13 protein-coding genes are annotated in these 19,260 nt (G+C 63.2%); 6 read left to right on the forward strand and 7 right to left on the reverse strand.

Annotation, left to right across the window (positions count from 1 at the left end; genetic code table 11):
* Window positions 1-57: 57 nt before the first annotated feature.
* The gene (locus tag SAZ01S_RS19030) at window positions 58-696 is read right to left on the reverse strand and encodes a GntR family transcriptional regulator (RefSeq protein ID WP_084583856.1); all 639 of its coding nucleotides are present in this window, start codon (window positions 694-696) and stop codon (window positions 58-60) included.
* Window positions 697-803: 107 nt separating this feature from the next.
* Between SAZ01S_RS19030 and SAZ01S_RS19035 the strand changes: the two genes are divergently transcribed.
* Genes SAZ01S_RS19035 through SAZ01S_RS19050 form a run of 4 tightly spaced genes read left to right on the forward strand, consistent with a single transcriptional unit; the run spans window position 804 to window position 4,944 of the window.
* Window positions 804-1,553 (forward strand): aspartate/glutamate racemase family protein, encoded by a 750-nt coding sequence (locus tag SAZ01S_RS19035; RefSeq protein ID WP_084583857.1) that lies wholly within the window; start codon window positions 804-806, stop codon window positions 1,551-1,553.
* Complete coding sequence (locus SAZ01S_RS19040; protein WP_245825016.1) at window positions 1,550-1,975, forward strand: nuclear transport factor 2 family protein; 426 nt, start codon at window positions 1,550-1,552, stop codon at window positions 1,973-1,975. The genes SAZ01S_RS19035 and SAZ01S_RS19040 overlap by 4 nt, the downstream gene beginning before the upstream one ends.
* Complete coding sequence (locus tag SAZ01S_RS19045; protein ID WP_084583858.1) at window positions 1,975-2,373, forward strand: nuclear transport factor 2 family protein; 399 nt, start codon at window positions 1,975-1,977, stop codon at window positions 2,371-2,373. The genes SAZ01S_RS19040 and SAZ01S_RS19045 overlap by 1 nt, the downstream gene beginning before the upstream one ends.
* Window positions 2,374-2,394: 21 nt before the next feature.
* Window positions 2,395-4,944 carry a TonB-dependent receptor gene (locus SAZ01S_RS19050; RefSeq protein WP_084583859.1) on the forward strand — a complete coding sequence of 850 codons (2,550 nt, stop codon included), beginning with the start codon at window positions 2,395-2,397 and terminating at the stop codon, window positions 4,942-4,944.
* A gap of 103 nt (window positions 4,945-5,047) precedes the next feature.
* Here the strand turns inward: SAZ01S_RS19050 and SAZ01S_RS19055 are convergent, their stop codons facing one another.
* The 4 genes from SAZ01S_RS19055 to SAZ01S_RS19070 form a co-directional block, all read right to left on the reverse strand.
* Window positions 5,048-6,076, reverse strand: a complete 1,029-nt coding sequence (locus SAZ01S_RS19055; RefSeq protein ID WP_084583860.1) for a LacI family DNA-binding transcriptional regulator — start codon at window positions 6,074-6,076, stop codon at window positions 5,048-5,050.
* 139 nt (window positions 6,077-6,215) lie between these two features.
* Window positions 6,216-7,856, reverse strand: coding sequence for a GMC family oxidoreductase (locus SAZ01S_RS19060; RefSeq protein WP_084583861.1), 1,641 nt, complete (start codon window positions 7,854-7,856; stop codon window positions 6,216-6,218).
* A 20-nt stretch (window positions 7,857-7,876) separates the two neighbouring features.
* Window positions 7,877-9,235 (reverse strand): MFS transporter, encoded by a 1,359-nt coding sequence (locus SAZ01S_RS19065; RefSeq protein WP_245825018.1) that lies wholly within the window; start codon window positions 9,233-9,235, stop codon window positions 7,877-7,879.
* Window positions 9,219-10,190 (reverse strand): sugar phosphate isomerase/epimerase family protein, encoded by a 972-nt coding sequence (locus SAZ01S_RS19070; RefSeq protein WP_245825020.1) that lies wholly within the window; start codon window positions 10,188-10,190, stop codon window positions 9,219-9,221. The genes SAZ01S_RS19065 and SAZ01S_RS19070 overlap by 17 nt, the downstream gene beginning before the upstream one ends.
* A gap of 356 nt (window positions 10,191-10,546) precedes the next feature.
* On the opposite strand from SAZ01S_RS19070, the gene SAZ01S_RS19075 reads away from it, so the two are divergent.
* A complete protein-coding gene (locus SAZ01S_RS19075) occupies window positions 10,547-12,691 on the forward strand; it encodes a TonB-dependent receptor (RefSeq protein WP_084583862.1) in 2,145 nt (714 codons plus the stop codon).
* Between the two features lie 987 nt (window positions 12,692-13,678).
* On the opposite strand, the gene SAZ01S_RS19085 is transcribed toward SAZ01S_RS19075, so the two are convergent.
* Both SAZ01S_RS19085 and SAZ01S_RS19090 read right to left on the reverse strand, forming a co-directional pair.
* Window positions 13,679-14,713, reverse strand: coding sequence for a hypothetical protein (locus SAZ01S_RS19085; RefSeq protein ID WP_084583864.1), 1,035 nt, complete (start codon window positions 14,711-14,713; stop codon window positions 13,679-13,681).
* 94 nt (window positions 14,714-14,807) lie between these two features.
* Window positions 14,808-16,547, reverse strand: coding sequence for a hypothetical protein (locus tag SAZ01S_RS19090; RefSeq protein WP_084583865.1), 1,740 nt, complete (start codon window positions 16,545-16,547; stop codon window positions 14,808-14,810).
* 379 nt (window positions 16,548-16,926) lie between these two features.
* Between SAZ01S_RS19090 and SAZ01S_RS19095 the strand changes: the two genes are divergently transcribed.
* Complete coding sequence (locus SAZ01S_RS19095) at window positions 16,927-18,558, forward strand: glucosaminidase domain-containing protein (RefSeq protein ID WP_084583866.1); 1,632 nt, start codon at window positions 16,927-16,929, stop codon at window positions 18,556-18,558.
* The last annotated feature ends 702 nt before the right edge of the window (window positions 18,559-19,260 follow it).

Raw genomic sequence — 19,260 nt, forward strand, 5'->3', positions numbered from 1 at the left:
AACCTCCGTGAATGTATACAATCAAGTCGGTGGAGCGTCGTCAAGCGGGTCGCGAGATTATTTCTCGATCGTCTCCGCGAAGGTGTGGAAGGCGCGTCGCACATGCGCGGTCATCACCGATCGCGCCCATTCCGGATCGCGGTGCCGGAACGCGACCGCCAGTTCCTCATGCTCGGTGATCGATCGGGCGATTTGCTCGGAGCTGTAGCGGCGCGCGGTGCGCATCACGACTGGTTGCTCGACGATCGCCGCGAGCAGCTCGGACAGGCGTTCCGAGCCGGCCGCGCGCAGCACCGTGGCATGGAATTCGCGGTTGTGGAGGAGGAAGCTGTCGACGTCGAGATCGGCACTTCTGGCCAGCCTGGCACAGGCGGCAACGCTGGCGAAGAGCTGTTCCAGATCCTCCTGGGTGATCCGTTCCGCGGCGCGAGCGGCGGCGTGGCCTTCCAGCATGCCGCGCAGGATAAAGGCCTCTTCCACTTCCTCGTTGGACAGCGCCGCGACAAAGCTGCGCTGGGCCGCGCGGCGGATCAGCCGTTCCGCTTCCAGGCGTCGCAGGGCCTCGCGGACCGGGGTGCGGGAGACGCCGCACGCCTCGGCCAGTTCCTCCTCGCGGATCTGTTCGCCGGGTGCCAGCGCGCCCGACAGGATGTCGTTGCGGATGATCCGATACGCGGTGTCAGCGGCCTTGGCCATGGATGGAACGTCCTCCTGAACGGCTTTTCTTAATAGGTATGAAGGGGCCTTGACGGCGGCAATATGTATACAATAGCATCGATTCGTTCACTGACGGGGAGCTCGCTATGCCGCACCGTGTCAAGGTTATCGTGCCCATACCAATGGACGAAGCCGGCGTCTCCAATCGCCGCTCGCAACTCGCCGACGGGCTGGTCGGGCCGGGGTTTGTGCCCGAATTCGCCGCCGTACCCTGGGGTGCCGCGCTGGGCGACAGCTATCATGACATGCTGCTGATGGACTGGACGGTGTTCCAGGCCGGAATCGATGCCGAGGCGCAGGGCTATGCGGCGGTGGTGGTCGACACGGTAAGCGATTCCGGCGTCCGGGCGCTGCGCTCGCGGCTGTCGATCCCGGTGATCGGGCCGGGCGAGGCGGCATTCGCGATGGCGATGATGCTGGGGAAGAAGTTCTCCATCCTCACCATGTGGCCGCAATGGTTCCCGCTCTACGAGAAGACGCTGACCGAATATGGCTGGTGGACCCGTGTCGCCTCGCTGCGCTCGATCGAAACCCGGCCCGATGTCACCGAACTGCTCGCCGGCAAGGAAGAGGTGATCTTCGAAGCGCTCGCCCGCGAGGCACGCCGCGCGATCGACGAGGACGGCGCCGACGTGATCTTGCTGGGATCGACGACCATGCACCAGTCCGCCGGCTTCCTGGCGCGCGCGCTGCCGGTGCCGGTCATCAATCCCGGCGTGATCGCCTGGAAGACCGCCGAGACGCTGGTCTCGCTCGGCCTGACGCACAGCAAGAAGGCGTTCCCCGCACCCGAGGTGGGCAAGGACGGGGACATCCGGAAGGGATGGGTTCTATGAACGTGAATGTGATGTCTCCGCACGAAGCGGGGCAGTACCCGTATCTGATCGACATCGTTACCAAGCGCTATTTCGACGCGGTCGACAACAAGCAGATCGAGCGCGTGCTCGATTGCTTTCACCAGGATGCGGTGCTCACCGAGGTGACCAGCAACACCGTGCATGACGGCATCGATGCGATCGCGTCGATGTTCCGCCGCCTGTTCTCCGATTTCGAACAGCTCTGGCACGGCAATTTCGTCCACACCGCCGACGTGCAGGCGAACGCCATTTCGTCGCAGTTCACGGTGCTGATCACCCCCACGGGCGGCACGCAGCTCCGTTACGAGAATTGCAACCGCTTCTATCTGGAGGGTGACAAGTTCAGCCGCGTCTTTGTCTACATGAGCGGCGACAATTTGCTCAAGGAAGGGCGCGACTGATGCAGTACGAAACTTCTCTCGGGCGCGACGCGCTGATCGATCTCGCCATCCAGAAATATTTCGCGCAGGTCGATCGCAAGAATCTCGACGCGGTACTCGACTGTTTTCACGACAACGCGATGCTGACGACGCAGACGTCGTTCGATCGGCATGTCGGGAAAGACCAGATCCGCCGCATGTTCGTGGATCTCTTCGAAAGCTGGACGACCATCGTCCACAAGGACTTCGTGATCACCGCCGATGTCGCCAATGGCCGCATTTCGGCAAGTTTCGAAGCGGTGCTCACCAATGCCGACGGACAGGTGACACGGCTGTTCAACACCAACTTCTGGCGCATCCGGGGCGACCGGTTCCAGGAGGTCTATGTCTACATGAGCGGAGCCAATGTGCTGATTTAACCACAAAAAATGGGGGGCTTGATGAAGAAGATCGAGTTGTTGCTCGGCGCGTCGATCGCTGCCGTTCTAGTCGCACCGGCGGCGGCCCAGACTACCGAACCGATCGCCGCGCAGGAATCGCCTTCCCCCCGGCCGCGGGCCGACGAGGCGAACCAGGGCAGCGGCGAGATCATCGTCACCGCGCGGCGGGTCAACGAACGGCTGGACCAGGTCCCCGCATCGATCACCGCCTTTTCGGCGGAGGCGATCGAACGGGCGAACATCACCCGAGCGGACGATTTCGTGAAGCTGACGCCCGGCGTCACGATCGTCGCGTCCACTACCGAGGCGGGCGACAACCAGATCAACATCCGCGGCATCAACGGCGCCCGCGACGCGGAAAGCTCGGTCGCGCTGGTGGTCGACGGTATCCTCAAGACCAACACCGCGGGCCTCAACCAGCAGCAAGGCGCGTTGCGGCAGATCGAAATCCTGAAGGGGCCGCAAGGCGCCCTGTATGGCCGCAACGCCGCCGCCGGCGCGATCGTCGTGCAGACCGCGAAGCCGACCGACAGGCTGTCCGGATCGATCGGCGCTACCGTTGCCAATGCCGGCACCTATGAAGGCCAGGCCCTGCTCAGTGGGCCGCTGACCGAACGGCTCGGCTTCGTGCTGGCAGGCAATTACCGCACCACCGACGGCTTTTTCCGAAACGACTTCCTCAAGCAGAATGTCGTCGACAACCAGGAGGTGTGGGACGTCAACGGCCGCCTGCTGTTCGGCGACGGCACCGATACGACGATCGACCTGAAGGCCCGCTATGGCGAAGTCCATGGTGCGTCGATCGCCTTCAACGCCGCCTTCCAGCTGCCCGCGTTCGGGGCCGTCAACCCCGCCTTCTATGAAGACGTGAACGCGCACCGCTTCGTCTATTATTCGAACATCCGGCCAACCAACGACCAGCGGACGATCGAGGCGTCGGCGAAGCTGGACCAGGCGCTGGGCGCGGTACGGCTGGTCGGCTGGGCGCTCTACAGCGACATCAAGAACGACTTGACCGCCGACGGCACCTCGGCCGATTTCGCCCGCTACATCAGCGCGGTGCAGCCGGCCGGCCAGCGTACCGTGAATGCCTGTTTCGCCTCGACCAAGGCGCTGACCGGCTATCCGCTTAGCCCGCCGGCGTCGATCGGGCAGATCCCGGTACCGTTCCTGTTCGCGCCGGCCAACGGCTCCACCTTCGGCCCCTATTCGCCGACGACGTGCGACGGCACCCAGTACCAGGTTCGCAACCAGCGGGACTACAGCGGCGAGATCCGGCTGCAATCGGACACCGCCGGTCCGCTGTCCTGGCAGGTCGGCGCCTATTATCTGCACATCAAGCGCGACGTCGGCGTGAGCCTGGGCGGCGATACCGGCAACGGCGTCATCAAGCAGCTCTACAATGCGCCAGACTCGGACAATCCGACCTCGCAGCTCTTCTCCGATCGCTTCAGCACCAACGTCTATGCGGCGTTCGGCTCGGCCGAGTACAAGCAGAACAAGTTCGATGCGACGGTGGCGCTCCGCTACGACATCGAGGAACGGCACGTGCACAATCTGGTGCCGGTCGTCACCGATCCGTTCACCGGCGGCCCGATCAACCCCGGCCAGACCCGCGGCGCGATCCCCGATCAGCAGCGCACCTTCCGTTTGCTCGAACCCAAGATCAGCCTGCGCTACGAGATCGCCGATCGCACGAACCTGTTCGCCAACTGGGGCGTGGGCTTCAAGGCGGGCGGCTTCAACAACCAGGGATCGGCGGCGGTGGTCGCGGCCAATTTCGACGACGGCGTGACGCCGGGCACGATCAATGCGGGCGTCACGATCAACGACGTGTATCGCAAGGAGCGCTCCAGCGCCTGGGAGGCCGGCATCAAGGGGCGGCTGCTGGGGGTGAACTATAATCTGGCGGGCTATTACACCCAGGTCCGCGACATGCAGTTCTTCGAGTTCTTCGTCGGCAGCTTCGGGCTGTTGCGCGTCGTCTCGAACATCGATCGCGTCGATCTGAAGGGCGGCGAACTCAATCTCGACACGCGGATCATCCCCGGCTGGACCGTGTTCGGCGCGTTCAACTACACCGACAGCGAGATCAAGAAGAACAGCGCGCGCCCCTACACCGTGGGCAACAAATCGCCCTACACGGCCGATTACACCATCAACCTCGGTACCCAGATGGAAGTGCCGGTCCGCGACGGGCTGCACCTGGTGTTCCGGGCGGACTATCGGATCACCGGCCCGACCTGGTTTGCCACGGTGCAGGACCAGGTGCGTCCGACGCTGTTCAGCGCATTGGCGCCGATCTCGGCGCTGGCGTTGCCGGCCAGCTTCGGCGACGCCCGCTTCGACCGCAGCCGGCGCGATGCGTTCGGCGTGCTCGACCTGCGGCTGGGCCTGGAAGGCGCGAAATGGAAGGTGAGCGCGTTTGCGAACAACTTCCTCGATCGCAACTATGTCGCCGAGGTCATTCCGGCGATCGAGTTCGGCGGGTCGTTCATCGCGCCGGGGGCACGGCGGCTGTACGGCGTGGAACTGGGCTACAAGTTCTGAAGGGCGCGGGGCGGTGGTATGGGCCACCGCTCCAGCCTAGGATCGGGGCAGGGAGGGGCGCGGCCTGCTCCAATGTAAACGATACGCATTCAGGCGGGCGCGGCTATTTCGAGGCAGCGGCACGCCCGGTCTTTTTCGCCGGCGCGGTGGATTCGCGAACGACCAGCTTGTGGGGAAGGATCACCTCGCGCGGGGCTTCCTCGGGGTCGCGCAGCAGATCGAGCATCAGCCGCATCGCGGCCTCGCCGGTGCCCTGGATCGGCACGTCGACAGTGGTCAGCGGCGGGATCGAGAAGGCGCTGACCCGCAGATTGTCGAAGCCGGTCACCGAGACGTCGTCGGGCACCTTGAGGCCGGCCTCGCGCAGCCGCGCGAGCGCACCGATCGCCATCTCGTCGCTGGCGCAGCAGATGGCGGTGAACGCGTCGCCCCGGGCAAGCAGTTCGGCGGTGCTGCGATAGCCCGCATCGAGCGAGAAATCGCCATAGGCGATTGGTGCCTGCGCGACGTCGAGCCCGGCGCGGCGCATTCCCAGCTTGAACCCGCTCAGCCGATCGAGGCCCATCCGCTGCTCGATCGGGCCGGTGATGGCGGCGATCTTCTGATGGCCCAGGCGGACGAGATGGTCGACGATGGCGGCCATCGCCTCGACATTGTCGTGGCGGACGCGCGAGCGGGTGGTGTCTGGCGGATATTCGCACGCCAGCACGATCGGCGTCGGCGTGTCCTCGCTATCCTCGCGCGGGCTGCAGGGCTGGACCGTGTCGAGGACGATCAGGCCGTCCGCCTGCTTGCCGGCGATCATCTTCACATAGCTGTCGAGCAGCATCTGGTCCGACTCGGTGATCGCCAGTAGCACCCGATACCCCGCCTCGCGCGCCAGGTTTTCGATCCCTTGGACGAAGCGTGAGGTGAATGGATTCGAGATATTCGGGACCGCGACGATGATATTGTTGCTGCGCTGGCGCCGGAGGCCCGAGGCGAGCATGTTCGGCCGATAGTTGAGTTTCTCGATGGCCTCGTCGATCTTGCGGCGCGTCGCGGGGCGAACCGAGGCGGATTGGCTGAGCGCGCGGGACACCGTGGCGATCGAAACGCCGGCAAGTTCGGCAATGTCCTTGATATTGGCCATCAGGCCTGCCTAGCGGTTGGGCTGCGGCCCGGCAATGTCGGACCGCTTTTGTGGGAGGCGGAGCGCAATTCGCCTGTAAACGATATCATTGCAGCCGTCAGACCGGCCGCAGGAGGAGGGGGCGGGCCCGCGGGCGGCGTCAGTGCCGGTCCCGATCTTCGAGGATCAGTTCCGCCGCGCGCCACGCCACCGCCATCGCCGGGCCGTTGGTATTGCCCGAGATCGGCGTCGGCATCACCGCGCAATCGACGACGCGCAACCCCTCGACGCCATGTACCCGGAGCCGCGCATCGACCACGCCGCCAATGCCGTCTGCGCTCGCCGCCTGCGGGGCCATCCGGCAGGTGCCGGTGCCGTGCAGACCGGTGCTCAGCATCCACTCCGCGGCGCGGTCGATCTCGGCATCGGTTTTCGCCTGCGCGCCCGGCACGAGTTCCTCGCCGACGAAGCCGGCCAGGGCGGGTTGGCGGACAAAGGCGCGGATCGTCTTGATCATCGTCCGCATCGCGACGCGATCCTCGGGCGCGTCGAACCAGTTCGCTGCGAGCGCAGGCGGCAGCGTAGCATCGGTGGATTTCGCCCAGACGCGCCCCCGGCTGGCCGGGCGAAGATAGAAGCCGACGACCGTGATGCCGGCAAACGCATCGGTGGTGCCACGCCCGGCCTCTGGCTTGTCGTCCGCGCTGGTCGTCATCGAGAAGGGCGCGATGCCGAGCTGGACGTCGGGCCAGCGATCGTCCCCAGTAGTGGACAGCATGGCACTGACATCGGGCACCAGCGCCGCCATCAGGCCGGTGCCGGTCGCCAGATAGCGCAGCGTGTTCGCCGCCAGCCGCCAGCCACGAAACTCGCGGTTTTGCCCCGCCATGCCATTTAGCCGGAAGGACATCGAGACCATCATATGCTCGGCCATGTTGCGGCCGACCGCGGGATTGTCGACGATCGGTCGTACGCCGAGCGCGTCCAGCACGGGCGCGGGGCCGATCCCCGAGAGATGCAGCAGCTTGGGCGATTGCAGCACGCCCGCGCTCAGGATCACCTCGCGCGCGGCGTGATAGGTGACGTCGCGCCCGGCGCGGGTACAGACGACGCCGGTGGCGCGCCCGGCTTCGATCAGTACCCGCTGCACGGTCGCATCGGTGCAGATCGTCAGATTCGCGCGGCGCCGCGCCTGCTTGAGGAAAGCGGTGGCGGCCGAGACCCGGCGACCGCGGCGATCCACCGTCATCTGCGACAGGCCGATGCCCGCCCGGGCGGGGGTGTTGACGTCGTCCAGCACCGGCAATCCGATCTCCCGGCCGGCCGCCAGCAGCGCGTGGGTGAGCGGCGAATCATCACGGCTGCGGGTGACTTCCAGCGGACCATCGATGCCGCGCCCGCTCGCTGCCTCGGGATCGCGATAGCATTCGAGCTCGCGGTAGCAGCGGGCGATCGTCTGCCAGTTCCAGCCGGCATTGCCCTGCTGTTCCCACGCGTCGTAATCCTGGGGTTGGCCGCGATAATACCAGGTGCCGTTGACCGCACTGGAGCCGCCCAGACCGCGGCCGTACATCCAGGTTTCGCCGGCCGGGCGGAAGGGCTGCGGCTCCACCGGGAACTGCCAATAATAGCGTGGATTGCCCCAGATCTTCGCCATGCCGCGCGGCATCGAGACCAGCAGCGAGCGATTGGTGCCGCCGGCCTCGATCAGCAGCACGGTGCTGCGACCATCGCGGGTGAGGCGTTCTGCCAGGACACAGCCGGCCGAACCGGCGCCGATGATGATGTAATCGAAGCGCATTTCGCGGTTTCCCAGGCGGATTACGCGCGGGCGCCGGCGCCCGGCCGGTAGTCGCGCGCGAAGACGAACAGAAGCAGGCTCGCGGCCATCGCGGCATAGCTGGCCGCCGGCATCCAGACATGCGCCCAGACGATGCCCGCGATCACCGATGCGGTGGCGGGCGCGCCGGCGACATAGCCGCTCGCCGCGAGCAGCCAGGCCCCGGCCGCGCCACCGACGCTCATCCCCAGCTTCACCCCGAAGCTCGAGGCGGCGAACAGGAAGCCCTGGGCCCGGAAGCCGTTGCGCCACTCGCCATAATCGACCGCGTCCGCCATCAGCGAGAAGAGCAGCCCGGCGCTGAGCCCCAGGCCCGCATAGGCGACGAGATTGGCGCCGATCAGCCAGGTCGCGTCGCTCGATAGCGGCGTGGCGGCGGTGGCGAGCGCCCCCACGGCGCTGCCGATCATGCCGACCGCCTTCTTGCCCAGCCGGTTCGCGCACCAGCCTGATGCCGCGATCATCGGCAGCATCGCCACCATGGTGAGCATCAGATCGGGCACGAGATCCGGGCGCCGGACGACGTGCTGGGCATAATAGACCACCGACTGGACATGGCCGCCGAACCCAACCCAGAAGAAGAAATTGACCAGCATCGTCGCGATCCACGGCCAGTTGCCGCGGGTGGCGGCGAGCGACTGGCGCGTGGTGAGCCGCGGCGGGCTTTCGAGCGCGGCGACGCGCTCGCGGGTATTGAAGAAGGCCAGCACCAGGCCGGCGATGGTGAGGAACGCGAAGCAGGCGGCGACGCGCAGGAACCCGGTCTGCGCCGATCCATGGCCCCATGCGGATACCAGCGGCAGCGTGACATAGCCGACGCCGACCACCGCGCTCGACCCGAGAAACTCGCGGGTCGCGTTGGTGACGTTGCGCTCGCGCGGGTCGCGCGTCAGCGTCGGCAGCATCGAGTTGAGCGGCAGGCTGACCGCCGAATAGAGCAGGCCGAGCAGCGTGTAGCTGGCGAAGATATAGGCCAGCTTGGCCGCGCCGGCGAGCGCGGGCGCGGTGAACACGGCGATGCTCGACAGGGCGAAGGGCAGTGCCAGCGCGATCAGATAGGGGCGGTGCTTGCCGAACCGCGTCTCGGTGCGATCGATGAGCAGTCCCATGAACGGATCGAACACCGCGTCGACCGCGCGCGCGACGAGGAAGACCGTGCCCACCGTCGCCGCATCGACGTGGAAGACATCGGTGTAGAAGAACATCAGGAAGGCATTGCTCATGCCGAACGGCAGGTTGATGCCGAAATTGCCGAGGCCATAGGCCAGCTTTTCGCGCAGTGTCAGTCGGCCGTTCATCGCATCGCCCTCCCGATCCTCGGCCTTAGCCGACCAGTTCAAGCCTTGCCCGCGCATGGTGTGCCAGCCGCGCGTCGACATAGGCGCGCGAGCGGCGCAGTTCGCCCGCCGGGTCGGCCACCGCATCGATTTCGAGGATCGACGGTCCGTCGAACCCGATCGTGTCGAGCAGTGCGATCCACGCGTCCCACTGCACCTCGCCCGCGCCCAGCGCGCGGAACAGCGGGCGATGCGCATGGTGGATGCCCGCATCGATGGGCTCGCGGAGCGTCACTCGGCCCTGCGCGTCCTTCCAGTGCGCGGCGAGGACGCGATCCTTGTGGCGCTCGACGACGGCGATCGGATCCGAGCCGACCAGCGTGATGTGCGCGGTGTCCGGGCAGAAGCCGACATAGACCGGATCGGTGAGCAGCATCAGCAGATCGATGTCGCGGGCGGTGCAGAAGATCGAGTGCGCCTCGGTGTGCAGCGCCAGGCGAACGCCGTGCCCGAGCGTGGCGGCGGCCAGTTCATGGCAGAAGGCGGCGACGCCGCGGGCAAGCTCGATATCGACGAACATCGGCGGCACATGGTCCCAGCTGCGCCGCATCGGCAGGCCCATCACCATGACATCGCAGCCTGCCGCGTGCAGGAATTCGGCATAAGCGCGGGCCGACTCGACATGGGCAGCGCGCCGCGCCGGATCGTCGAGATCGCCGCCGATCGCCACATCGGCGAAGAAGCCGCTCATCACGTGCAGCCCGCGCGCCGACAGCGCGGCGACGAAGCCGGCGGTGTTTCCATAAGCCCGCACCGCAGTCCGCCAGTCGAACGGCGCGAAGGTCAGTTCGATGCCGTCGATGCCGCTGGCGACGAGCGCATCCAGCATCCGGTCCCAGAAGGCGCGCGGATCGCTGTCTCCCAGCGCGATCACCGCCGACTCGTCGGCACAGTCCCAGAAGCCAGGATGGAAGAAGGTGATGAGATCGACGCCGAACGTCGTGGATTGCATGGTCATATCATCCGATCGCTGCTCGGGCGGGTCCCGACCATGCCTACCTACCCATGACATGCCGCGTTTGTAAAGCTTTACGCAAATTCGCTTCATGTGGCGTGTTGTGCTGCGTATTTTGTCGCATTTTGGGCATGTGGGCCGACGTTGTTCCGGGTGCGGCCTACTATTGGAAATCGCATCTGGATCGGGCGGTGGTCAGATAAAAACGTGTAAATATAGACATTTAGCAGAATTTTGGCGAAGCAAGTTGCGGCCTTTCAGGTGACCCAAAATAGCGCTTGCTTTTCGGAAACCGCAACATAAGCTTCATGTAAAGCTTTCCATAGAGTTTAGCAAAATGGGTTAGGGAGGTCGTCAAAATGCGCCAATTCGTCCTTGTTGCGTCAACATGTGCGAGCGTCGCAGCGCTTGCCTGCGCCGTCCCCGCCACGGCGCAATCGCAGGGGGCATCGAGCGGCCCCAAGGCACCCGATGCGGCCGCCGACGGCCAGCTCGCCGACATCGTCGTCACTGCCGAAAAGCGTCCGAGCACCCAGCAGCGCACGCCCATCGCGATCACCGTCGCGTCAGGCGCCGAGCTTGCCGCCAATGGCGCGACCGACGTGAACCAGCTGGCCAATCTCGCGCCGACGGTGCAGATCGCGCAGAACAACGCCAACACGCTCATCACCATCCGCGGCGTATCGAGCCGCGACTATACCGAGACCGGCGACCCGGCAGTCGCGGTGAGCATCGACAATTTCTACCTGCAGCGCGCCTTCGCGCTCAATGCCGCGCTGTTCGACGTCGATCGCGTGGAGGTGCTGCGCGGCCCGCAGGGGACGCTGTACGGGCGCAACGCCACCGCCGGCGCGGTCAATATCACCACCAACAAGCCGACCGACAAGTACAGTCTCGATGCCTCCACCGAGATCGGCAACTACGGCACGATCAACGCCGAGGCTGCGGTCAATGCGCCGCTCACCTCCACCCTGTCGCTGCGCATCGCGGGTGCCCGCAAGGTGCACGACGGCTATCGCAACAACGCCCCGTCGACGCGCGGGGACGATGGCGACACCACCGGCCTGCGCGCGCACCTGCTCTGGACGCCCGACAGTCGCTTCAGCGCACTGCTCACCGGCGAATATGTCAAGGTCGATGGGGTAGGCGCTGTCATCAAGGGCATTCCCTATGCCGGCGTGCAGCCGGACGGGACGCTGAACATCGGGTCGACCCGCACCTTTCCGCTGAACAACCAGGGCTATACCCATATCCTTGCCAAGGCGGTGCGCGGCGCGCTGACCTATGATCTCGGTTTCGCGACGGTCAGCTATTTCGGTGGCTATCAGAAATCGACCCTCCACCGCGACAACGATCAGGACGGCGGCATGGCCGGCAACTTCGGTTTTCAGCAGAACGAGGACGTGTCGGACCAGAACCACGAACTGCGGATCGTTTCCAATGGAAGCTCGAAGTTCAGCTGGCAGGGGGGACTGTACTATTTCAAGGAAGTGGACGACCTGCTGACCTACTTCCAGGTGCACATCCCCAACAGTCTGCCGCTCAACTTCTACACCTTCAACTACAAGGTAAAATCCGAATCGAAGGCTGCGTTCGCGCAGATCGGCTATCAGCTGACCGATACGCTGAAGGCGGAGGGCGGGATCCGCTACACCGACGACAAGAAGAGCCAGATCGGCTACAACATCCTGGGCACACCGACGGTCAACCAGCTCAACAACCGCTATTCGGGCGACAAGGTGACGTGGCATGCCGGCCTGAACTGGCAGCTGACGCCGACCAACCTGCTCTACGCCAAGGTCGATCGTGGCTACAAGGCGGGCGGCTATACCACCACCGGGCAGTTCGGCCCCGAGAACATCACCGCCTATGAAGTGGGTGCCAAGAACCGGTTCCTGCAGAACACGCTGCAGCTGAACCTGTCGGGCTTCTATTACGACTATTCCGACCTGCAGGTGCAGCAGAACGATCCGGCGACCGCGCTCAGCAACATCTACAATGCCGGCAAGGCGCGTCTGTTCGGCGGCGAGATCGAGACCGTCTGGTCAGCGACTCCGGACGACAAGATCAACCTGAACATCGCCTATCTCAACGCCAAATATACCAGCTTCTGCACGGTGACGGCCGTGCCCTGCCCGGCGGCGAACGACTTTTCGGGCCACCGCCTGGTCCAGGCGCCCGAATGGTCGCTCGGCGGCGGCATCGAGCATGTGTTCCACCTCGGGGCCGCGTCGCTCACCGCGCGGGCGCAGAGCCGGTACCAGACGCGCAGTTACTTCACGATCCTCAACCGCCCGAGCGAGCAGCAAAAGGCCTATAGCAAAACCGACCTGCTGCTGACCTATGCACCGGACAAGGGGCCATGGTCGCTGACACTGTTCGTGCGCAACCTCGAGAATTCGACGATCCTCACCGATTCGGAGGAGGCGGGCTATGCGGGCGGCTATCTCGTCCAGTTCGCGCCGCCACGCACCTATGGCGCGCGCTTGGCCTTTTCCTTCTGACCAATGGCCGGGCGGCGCCGGGAAGCGCTGCCGGGCCGGTACTCCACGGGCGTGATCGGAACAGGCGCCGTTACCCCAGCCGGCGCCAGTCGGCAGCGCGCAGCTCGCCCCTGGCCTCCTTGTCCCGAATAGGTGTGAGCTACTCTACTGCCGCTTCCAATCGGTTCGACGACCGGGTCGACAAGATGGGACTCGTCACGACCCTGGCGGACAAGGCAGCTGACGGGGGACTCAGGCGGGTGCGAACCAATCTCAGGAGCCCGAAATCGGGCGTTCTCCAGATCTTTCTGCTGTCTCAGCCGGACTTCGTGCCGCCTATCCCATAAGGCGTCATTACGCGAAGCGGCAGGAAAATGGCGGATTTCCTGGGGCGCGAGGATGTGACCACATATGGAAGCGAACTTCACCTGTTATGGCGAAGCGCGGGAACGCTGCTGGATGTCTGCGGAGAGGTGGATGGTGCGGGGACGGAATCGAACTGGTTGAAATACGAAAGTTATTTCAAAGACTTGAACAAGATACCGTCAGCCCAGATACCGTGCGATATACCGTCACCTGCAAATGTGGGGAGGGTTCGATTCCAAAATAGCTGATGATTTCAGCTCTGTGTTAGCCGAACCCGGGACGGGACATTGCCACCCGGTGCACAGAAATGCAAATTTGGGAAAGAAGCGTTGGGTGTTCGACTTCCGCGGTGCCTGCGGTTGTGAAGTCAACGATCCCACCGTGCTTGGACCCGGCAAGACGCCTGCACCAGACGCGCGCACGTTCCGGAGTTCACCCGCTGGCGATGCGAAGAATGGGACTTTTCCGCCATTCGCCAGCGACGTGTCGAACGGCGGGTCTGGCCAAGAGCCGACATCGGCTTCTTCATAACCGGGATCACCGAACGACAGAGATTGGGCCGTTAGGTGACCGGCAGGCTGAAGAGCTAGGGACTGCGATAGCCGCCTTTCCTGAGCGCGGCGAGACGGAGACGGTTGCGACTCACTTCAGAGACGGATCAATGATTTCCGAGCCATGGACATAACCCTTGCCGACCGCGATCGTGGCCTTTCTGGTGAAGAGATCCAGCTTCCACTCATCGCTTCCTACTCCTTTCTGGGAAACGTCGACCCCCTCTGCTATGCGCCTCGTGAATGCCAACGTGATCAGTCGGTCTCTTTCCGCAGCGGTCAGGCGGGCCTTTTCCTGCGGCCAGAGCATCTGGTTCTTGGCGCAATCTTGCTTGTTGATGTGCATGGAGTTGTCCATGCACATGCTCTTGTACCACAGCATGATGCTGTCGAACGCGGTGGCCGCGTCGTCATTCACGCTCTTCGTGATGCGCCTGATCGCGTTGTCGGTGAGGACCCTCTTCCCTAGCTGCGTTCTGACGTCGATAGCCCACGCCTGCTGCCAGTAGGCCGGGCGCGGATTGTGATAGATGTTTTGGAAATCGTCCACCGATGCCGTGAACGCCTTTGAATAGAGGTCCATCTGAACTTGGCGCATCAGCCTGTCGTTGAAAAGGGCATCAAGTTCCCGAGCGAAATCGGGCTTGAGTTTCGGGTTCGCGTCCCGAGGCAGGTCCCGCCAACTGCTGTATATAAGGTCCTTGCAGGAAGCGCTCACGACCGGGTTCAGGCATTCGGCGAAGAACTGCCTGCCAAACGTCGGCATCAGATTGTCGATGTAGGTCGAGCGGTACGGCTCGTTGTCGAAATGCGACAGGTAAATTCTGAGGAGGGGCTGCAGCGATCGCTTGCCTAAGTTCCACTGCATGATGCCCACCGAGAGGAACTGGGCGTCTGGATTGGAAGATCCCGCCCAGCATCCGTTGGTTTCGAACTGCGACGTTACGTGCATGGCGCGGAACAGATCGTCCGTGGAAAGCTTGTGGGCGCTAAGCAGATTCGCGACGTTATCGGCTATCTTGACATCGGTATCGACCCCAGCCGTGGGACGGCATTCCGCCTTGCACTCCGTCGCGGACACGAGGACGAGGACTGGCAACAAGATGACGGCAATGCAACGGATCATGTTAGCCCCCCAATTCGCCTCGTGCTCGGTATGTTGCTGCAGCGGACGATCGGCAACCGAGGCAACCGACCTAACGGAATCAATGATAGCGGTTTCAGTCTCCAGCCAGCATCTGTGGCCGGTATCCGCTATCGCACACTGGTCCACCGAGTTGCCGCAGCATCGCCTGCCTGGCGCTCGGCGGGAGCGCCGTCATCACGTCCATCTGCGCAATCTTGGAGGTGCTGCCCCCCGGGGTCTCGTTAAACGAGGCGATGATCGCTACTTCCTTGCCGGCACTGGGCCCGCCGTTCTGACCGATCTTGCCTATCGCGATCATCAGTGAATGGGCACCGAAAGTCCTGGCGTAGCCGGTGGGATCGGCATTGATGTCGAAATAAGCATAGCAGCCCACGGTTTCGAGCAGCGCCTGTTCGCGGTATTCGGCGACCGAGATGCCGTCGCCGTTCGCTGCCGTCTTCGATTGGCGCAGGAGCGCGGCGTCAGGATCGTTAAATTGGAGCGGATAGGCGAAGATAAGGCTGCCGTATCTGTTCTGATCTACCCAGGCCGGAGAGACGAAGAACCGCGCAAAAGCCGTCCTGACATCTGTCACGATTTGCATCTGAGCGACCGTCGGCGCCTGCCCCGGCGCAGGCGGCGGAACCGGTGGTGGGGAGGGTGTTAAACCGAGGGGTTGGATCACATGCCACATGTTGCTGAGGCACGGCAGGCTGTCGATGGTGCTCCCTTGATCTTTGCCAGCCGCCACCCGCCAGCGTGTTTCGGCCCACAATACCAAGGCAGCGTCCCGGTCCGACAGCCCCATGCCGGTGATCGATCCTGCCAAATTGTTGCAGGCTAGGTTGAGCTCGCCGGCCTGAGCCGTTTGATAGGCGTTCACCTGGCTCGAAAACTGCTTCTCAACGTAGTCGCCGATCGTACCGTCGGTTGAGATTGCCGCCGGGCTTGCCCCGATCCGGAAAGGCGACCTTAGCACCGCGGAGGTTTGTTGGCCGTCCAATGTGATAATCGAATCTACGGGTATCAGCTGCGCGATGAGGACCATCTTGGGCAATCCGACGACATCGGTCTCGGAATTCGTCAACGACCATGTGAATGGCGCGGCGACGGGCCCTGCTTGAATGACGGCGTGCTGGACAAAGATCGATGTCGAATCGACGGATGCCGCCGAGAGAGCGTTCGTCATCGTCTTGATGAGCGGCGTGGCGATCGGCCCTGGGATTCCGGCCAGCGTGCTGGCAGCGGAGACAGCAGTTGCTACGTTCGCTTGGACCTGTGGATCTATCTTTTTCGAAAGATGATAATTGGGCGCGAGATCGAACGTCCCATTGGTATTTGAATTGTTTCTAACGTAGTAGATTGGAGAACTATATTTGAGAACATCTATCTTTATGTTGCATTTTGAGCCAAGGAACTTCTTTTCCTTTGTTAGATCGAATGGCGTGAAGTCTACGAAAGTCGAGGTGCCATTGTTGGGAAGAGTGATCTTCAAGCCAAAGGTTGCCTGCCGATTCCCAGCGAGAAGCGCATCGAGATTGATGTCCCAGATACCGTGCTTCGGGCACTGATCCAGCGCGACGTCATTCTGCGCATCCGGAATGTAGATGACTACGCGCAGCTGCGCGTAGCCGTCGTTAGACAGAGATTTCTCACCTGCTGCCAGCAGTCCGAGCGCGTGAAGCTGATCAGGCGAGACGACAGGCGACTGCGCAAAGGCTTCCGGCGCAGTCGAAAATGCTATGATCATTGTTAGTGCGGCGAGCCGAAGGCACCTGAGAACATGCCCAGGCGCACAGAACCATTCCACGAAATCGATCGACGCGATCTGCATATCAGACGGCCCCCATGACCCCAGCGTAATCTGGATCAGATGCTGCCACAGAGTCCAGAGGCCATCAATTGGATTCGCGGAGATCGATTCGCTGCAGCTGCAACAGGTTTTCTTGTTCGCGGGTGACCTAAACACTCGGCCAATCTTTGGCATTGTCGGTCGTCGCCATGAATAGCCGCTTATAGAAGCGGTGTTCGGCATCTCGATCGGCGGAAACTGGGGCGCGAAACTGACTTGCGGCTGGCGACTTATAGTGACTGATAGGGCTGCAGAAAAATTCAATCGACCGTCTCCTGTCTATCGAACGCGATTGGATGCGACGGCTTGACGATTATACTGGCCCGGATGCACAGTCCCCGGACCGCCACTTGGGGCCGTTATGGGCGAGGCAGCTCTCATCCTTGCGGCATTGTCCGCAGCTAGCGTCCGAGACCCGAACGCACTCAATCGCTCGGGCAAGGGAGACTGGTGCTACGCGCCAACGCAATCCCTCTCCGCATCCGAGAAGCGGACTTTCGTCGGAGAAATCGGCGCGAGCGCCATTGCTGCCGAGCGCCGCTGGCACGTACCAGCACCGAATTTAGCCGCGATGGCAATCCAGGAGTCGGGCTATGGAACGACGCGCCTCGCGGTCAGCGCGAACAATATCTATGGCTTCAAGTGGCCCGGCGAGAGTCTCGCGCGCGGCCTCGGCAAATTCGTTCTGTCGTGCCAGCCCGATTGGGATACAGGCAAGATCTATATCAGTTTCGCCACGCGCGCTGATGCGGTCGATTTTGTTGCCAGCCGACTGAGCCAGAGCCGCAGTTATGCCACCGCGACGGCACGCTATTGGACTGATTCGGCACCGGAAAGGACCGCAACAAGGCGGCGCTCGCTTGGCTTCGCGCGATCGCGCCGTACTATAACTATGCTCCCGCGGACTAGGTTCGGACGATCACCAAGCTGGCGGGCGACCCGATCGGCGACGGATCCGAAAACCTCTGGGTTCTACGGTAGTCTGGAACCGACGGTCATCCGACCGGCGGACAATGAAGGTACGAGTGCTCGTATGCCCCGCTCATTGATCGTCCTTGCCGCCGTATGGCTTGTTGCCGGCCCGCTGACCGCCTCTCCTGCCAGCGTGAAGTCGCTGACCGCGCAGCAATACATTCAGCGCGACGGGCTCGACAAAGGCATCCGCAATTTCGTCGCAGCCAAGCTGAAACCGCGGCCATATTTCATGGGCCGGTCTGTCAACGATTGCCCGGTGGTGACGCCGGCACCGCCGGGTTTCGATGGCGCCGAAGTGGTCGAGTGCACTTACACCGAGGCCGGTTTGGACGGGTGGGTCCGGCTTGCCATCCCCACGGCCGGGAAGCTGTCGGACTGGATCATTGCGGCGGCCAAAAAGTGCCGGAAGCCGGAGGTCTGCGCCGCAACGCTGGCGACCTACACCTGGAATTCAAACAATTACTCTTTCCCGATCGCAGGAAATATTGTCGAGCCCGGGACGTCGGCAGGCGGTCAAAGCTCCGATCCGACCAACCTGATCTTTGTCTATGGCGTCACCATCGCGCGGCCTTCGTTTCTCGACGGCAAGACCAAATATGGAAAGGACGCCAAAGGAATTGCGAACCTCCCGATCGATGACCAGAAGCGGTGCTCGCTCTCGCTTCTCGCAGTTGCAGACGGCGATATCCCCGAACCGGTGCCGTTAGACACGAACCGATCGTGCACCAAGCTTATTCCGGCACAGGTGTCGCGCCCAGCTGCTATCCGTCAAGATATCTACATTGCGTATGGCGATCCGACAAAGTCGAGGGCGCAGCGATTTTCTGCTGCCGGGACGTCGTGCCCGGCCTCCGCTCGCAAGGTGGAGTGGCTGGCAATCAGCAAGAACGGCTTCATAGATGCCCTACGCACCGGCGATCATCCACTCTATGACGCGGCTGCTCGCGCTCTCGATGCCGGTGAAAGCGCGAACGACCTCGGACGCAAGAAATGTCCGAAAAGCAGGTCTCGTCGCTAATCATAGGCGATCAAAAGATTTCTTGCTGCTTGGCAATCGCGTTAGAAACAAACGCGTCAGCGTGAGAGGCAGGACACGAAGCTGCCAGTCCGCTCCGGTGCGATGTCGGTGATAGCTGTTGCCGCTCCAAGCAAGATTAACGAATGGCAGGTTCCAGGAACACGCCGTGCTAGGCTAAACGACGGAAATGGGCGCGTTGCTGCCGGGCGGCTTCGTGCTGGGCGAATGGCAAGCTATGGTAGAAGCTGCCGTTCAAAGTTCAACGGACGAAAGACTGGCTCTGGTCGGGAGCAGGCGCTTTAAATGTTGTAATGATGCTGGGTGCGCCGAACGACAGCGACTGACCATGTGCCGCTCCATTGCGATCCAGCCTGCCGTTTCGGCAGTGCGAAGGTCGTCCTATCGCCTTCCTCAGACGGATCTGAATGGGCTCGAGGCTATAGGTGTTCAGCACCGGGAGCTGATCGACAGGCGGCTTAGTGCACCATCCTGGGCGTCTCATGCCTGCTGCATGATTGCGCTCGCACGCCGCTGCGCGGCGCCGAGCCGGCTGGGCCGTCTCGGCCCTTCGGGTGTTGATCGCGGACGCATGGCCGATCCTCCGGATCGGAATCCGGCAGGTGCCGGCAGCGGAACGCGGGTGCGGGGCGCGCGCTGGCGCACGCCTGCGGCGACACCAGGGCGCGCAGGTTGTTGGTGCCC

The sequence above is a fragment of the Sphingomonas azotifigens NBRC 15497 genome (assembly GCF_002091475.1).
Lineage (GTDB): Bacteria > Pseudomonadota > Alphaproteobacteria > Sphingomonadales > Sphingomonadaceae > Sphingomonas > Sphingomonas azotifigens.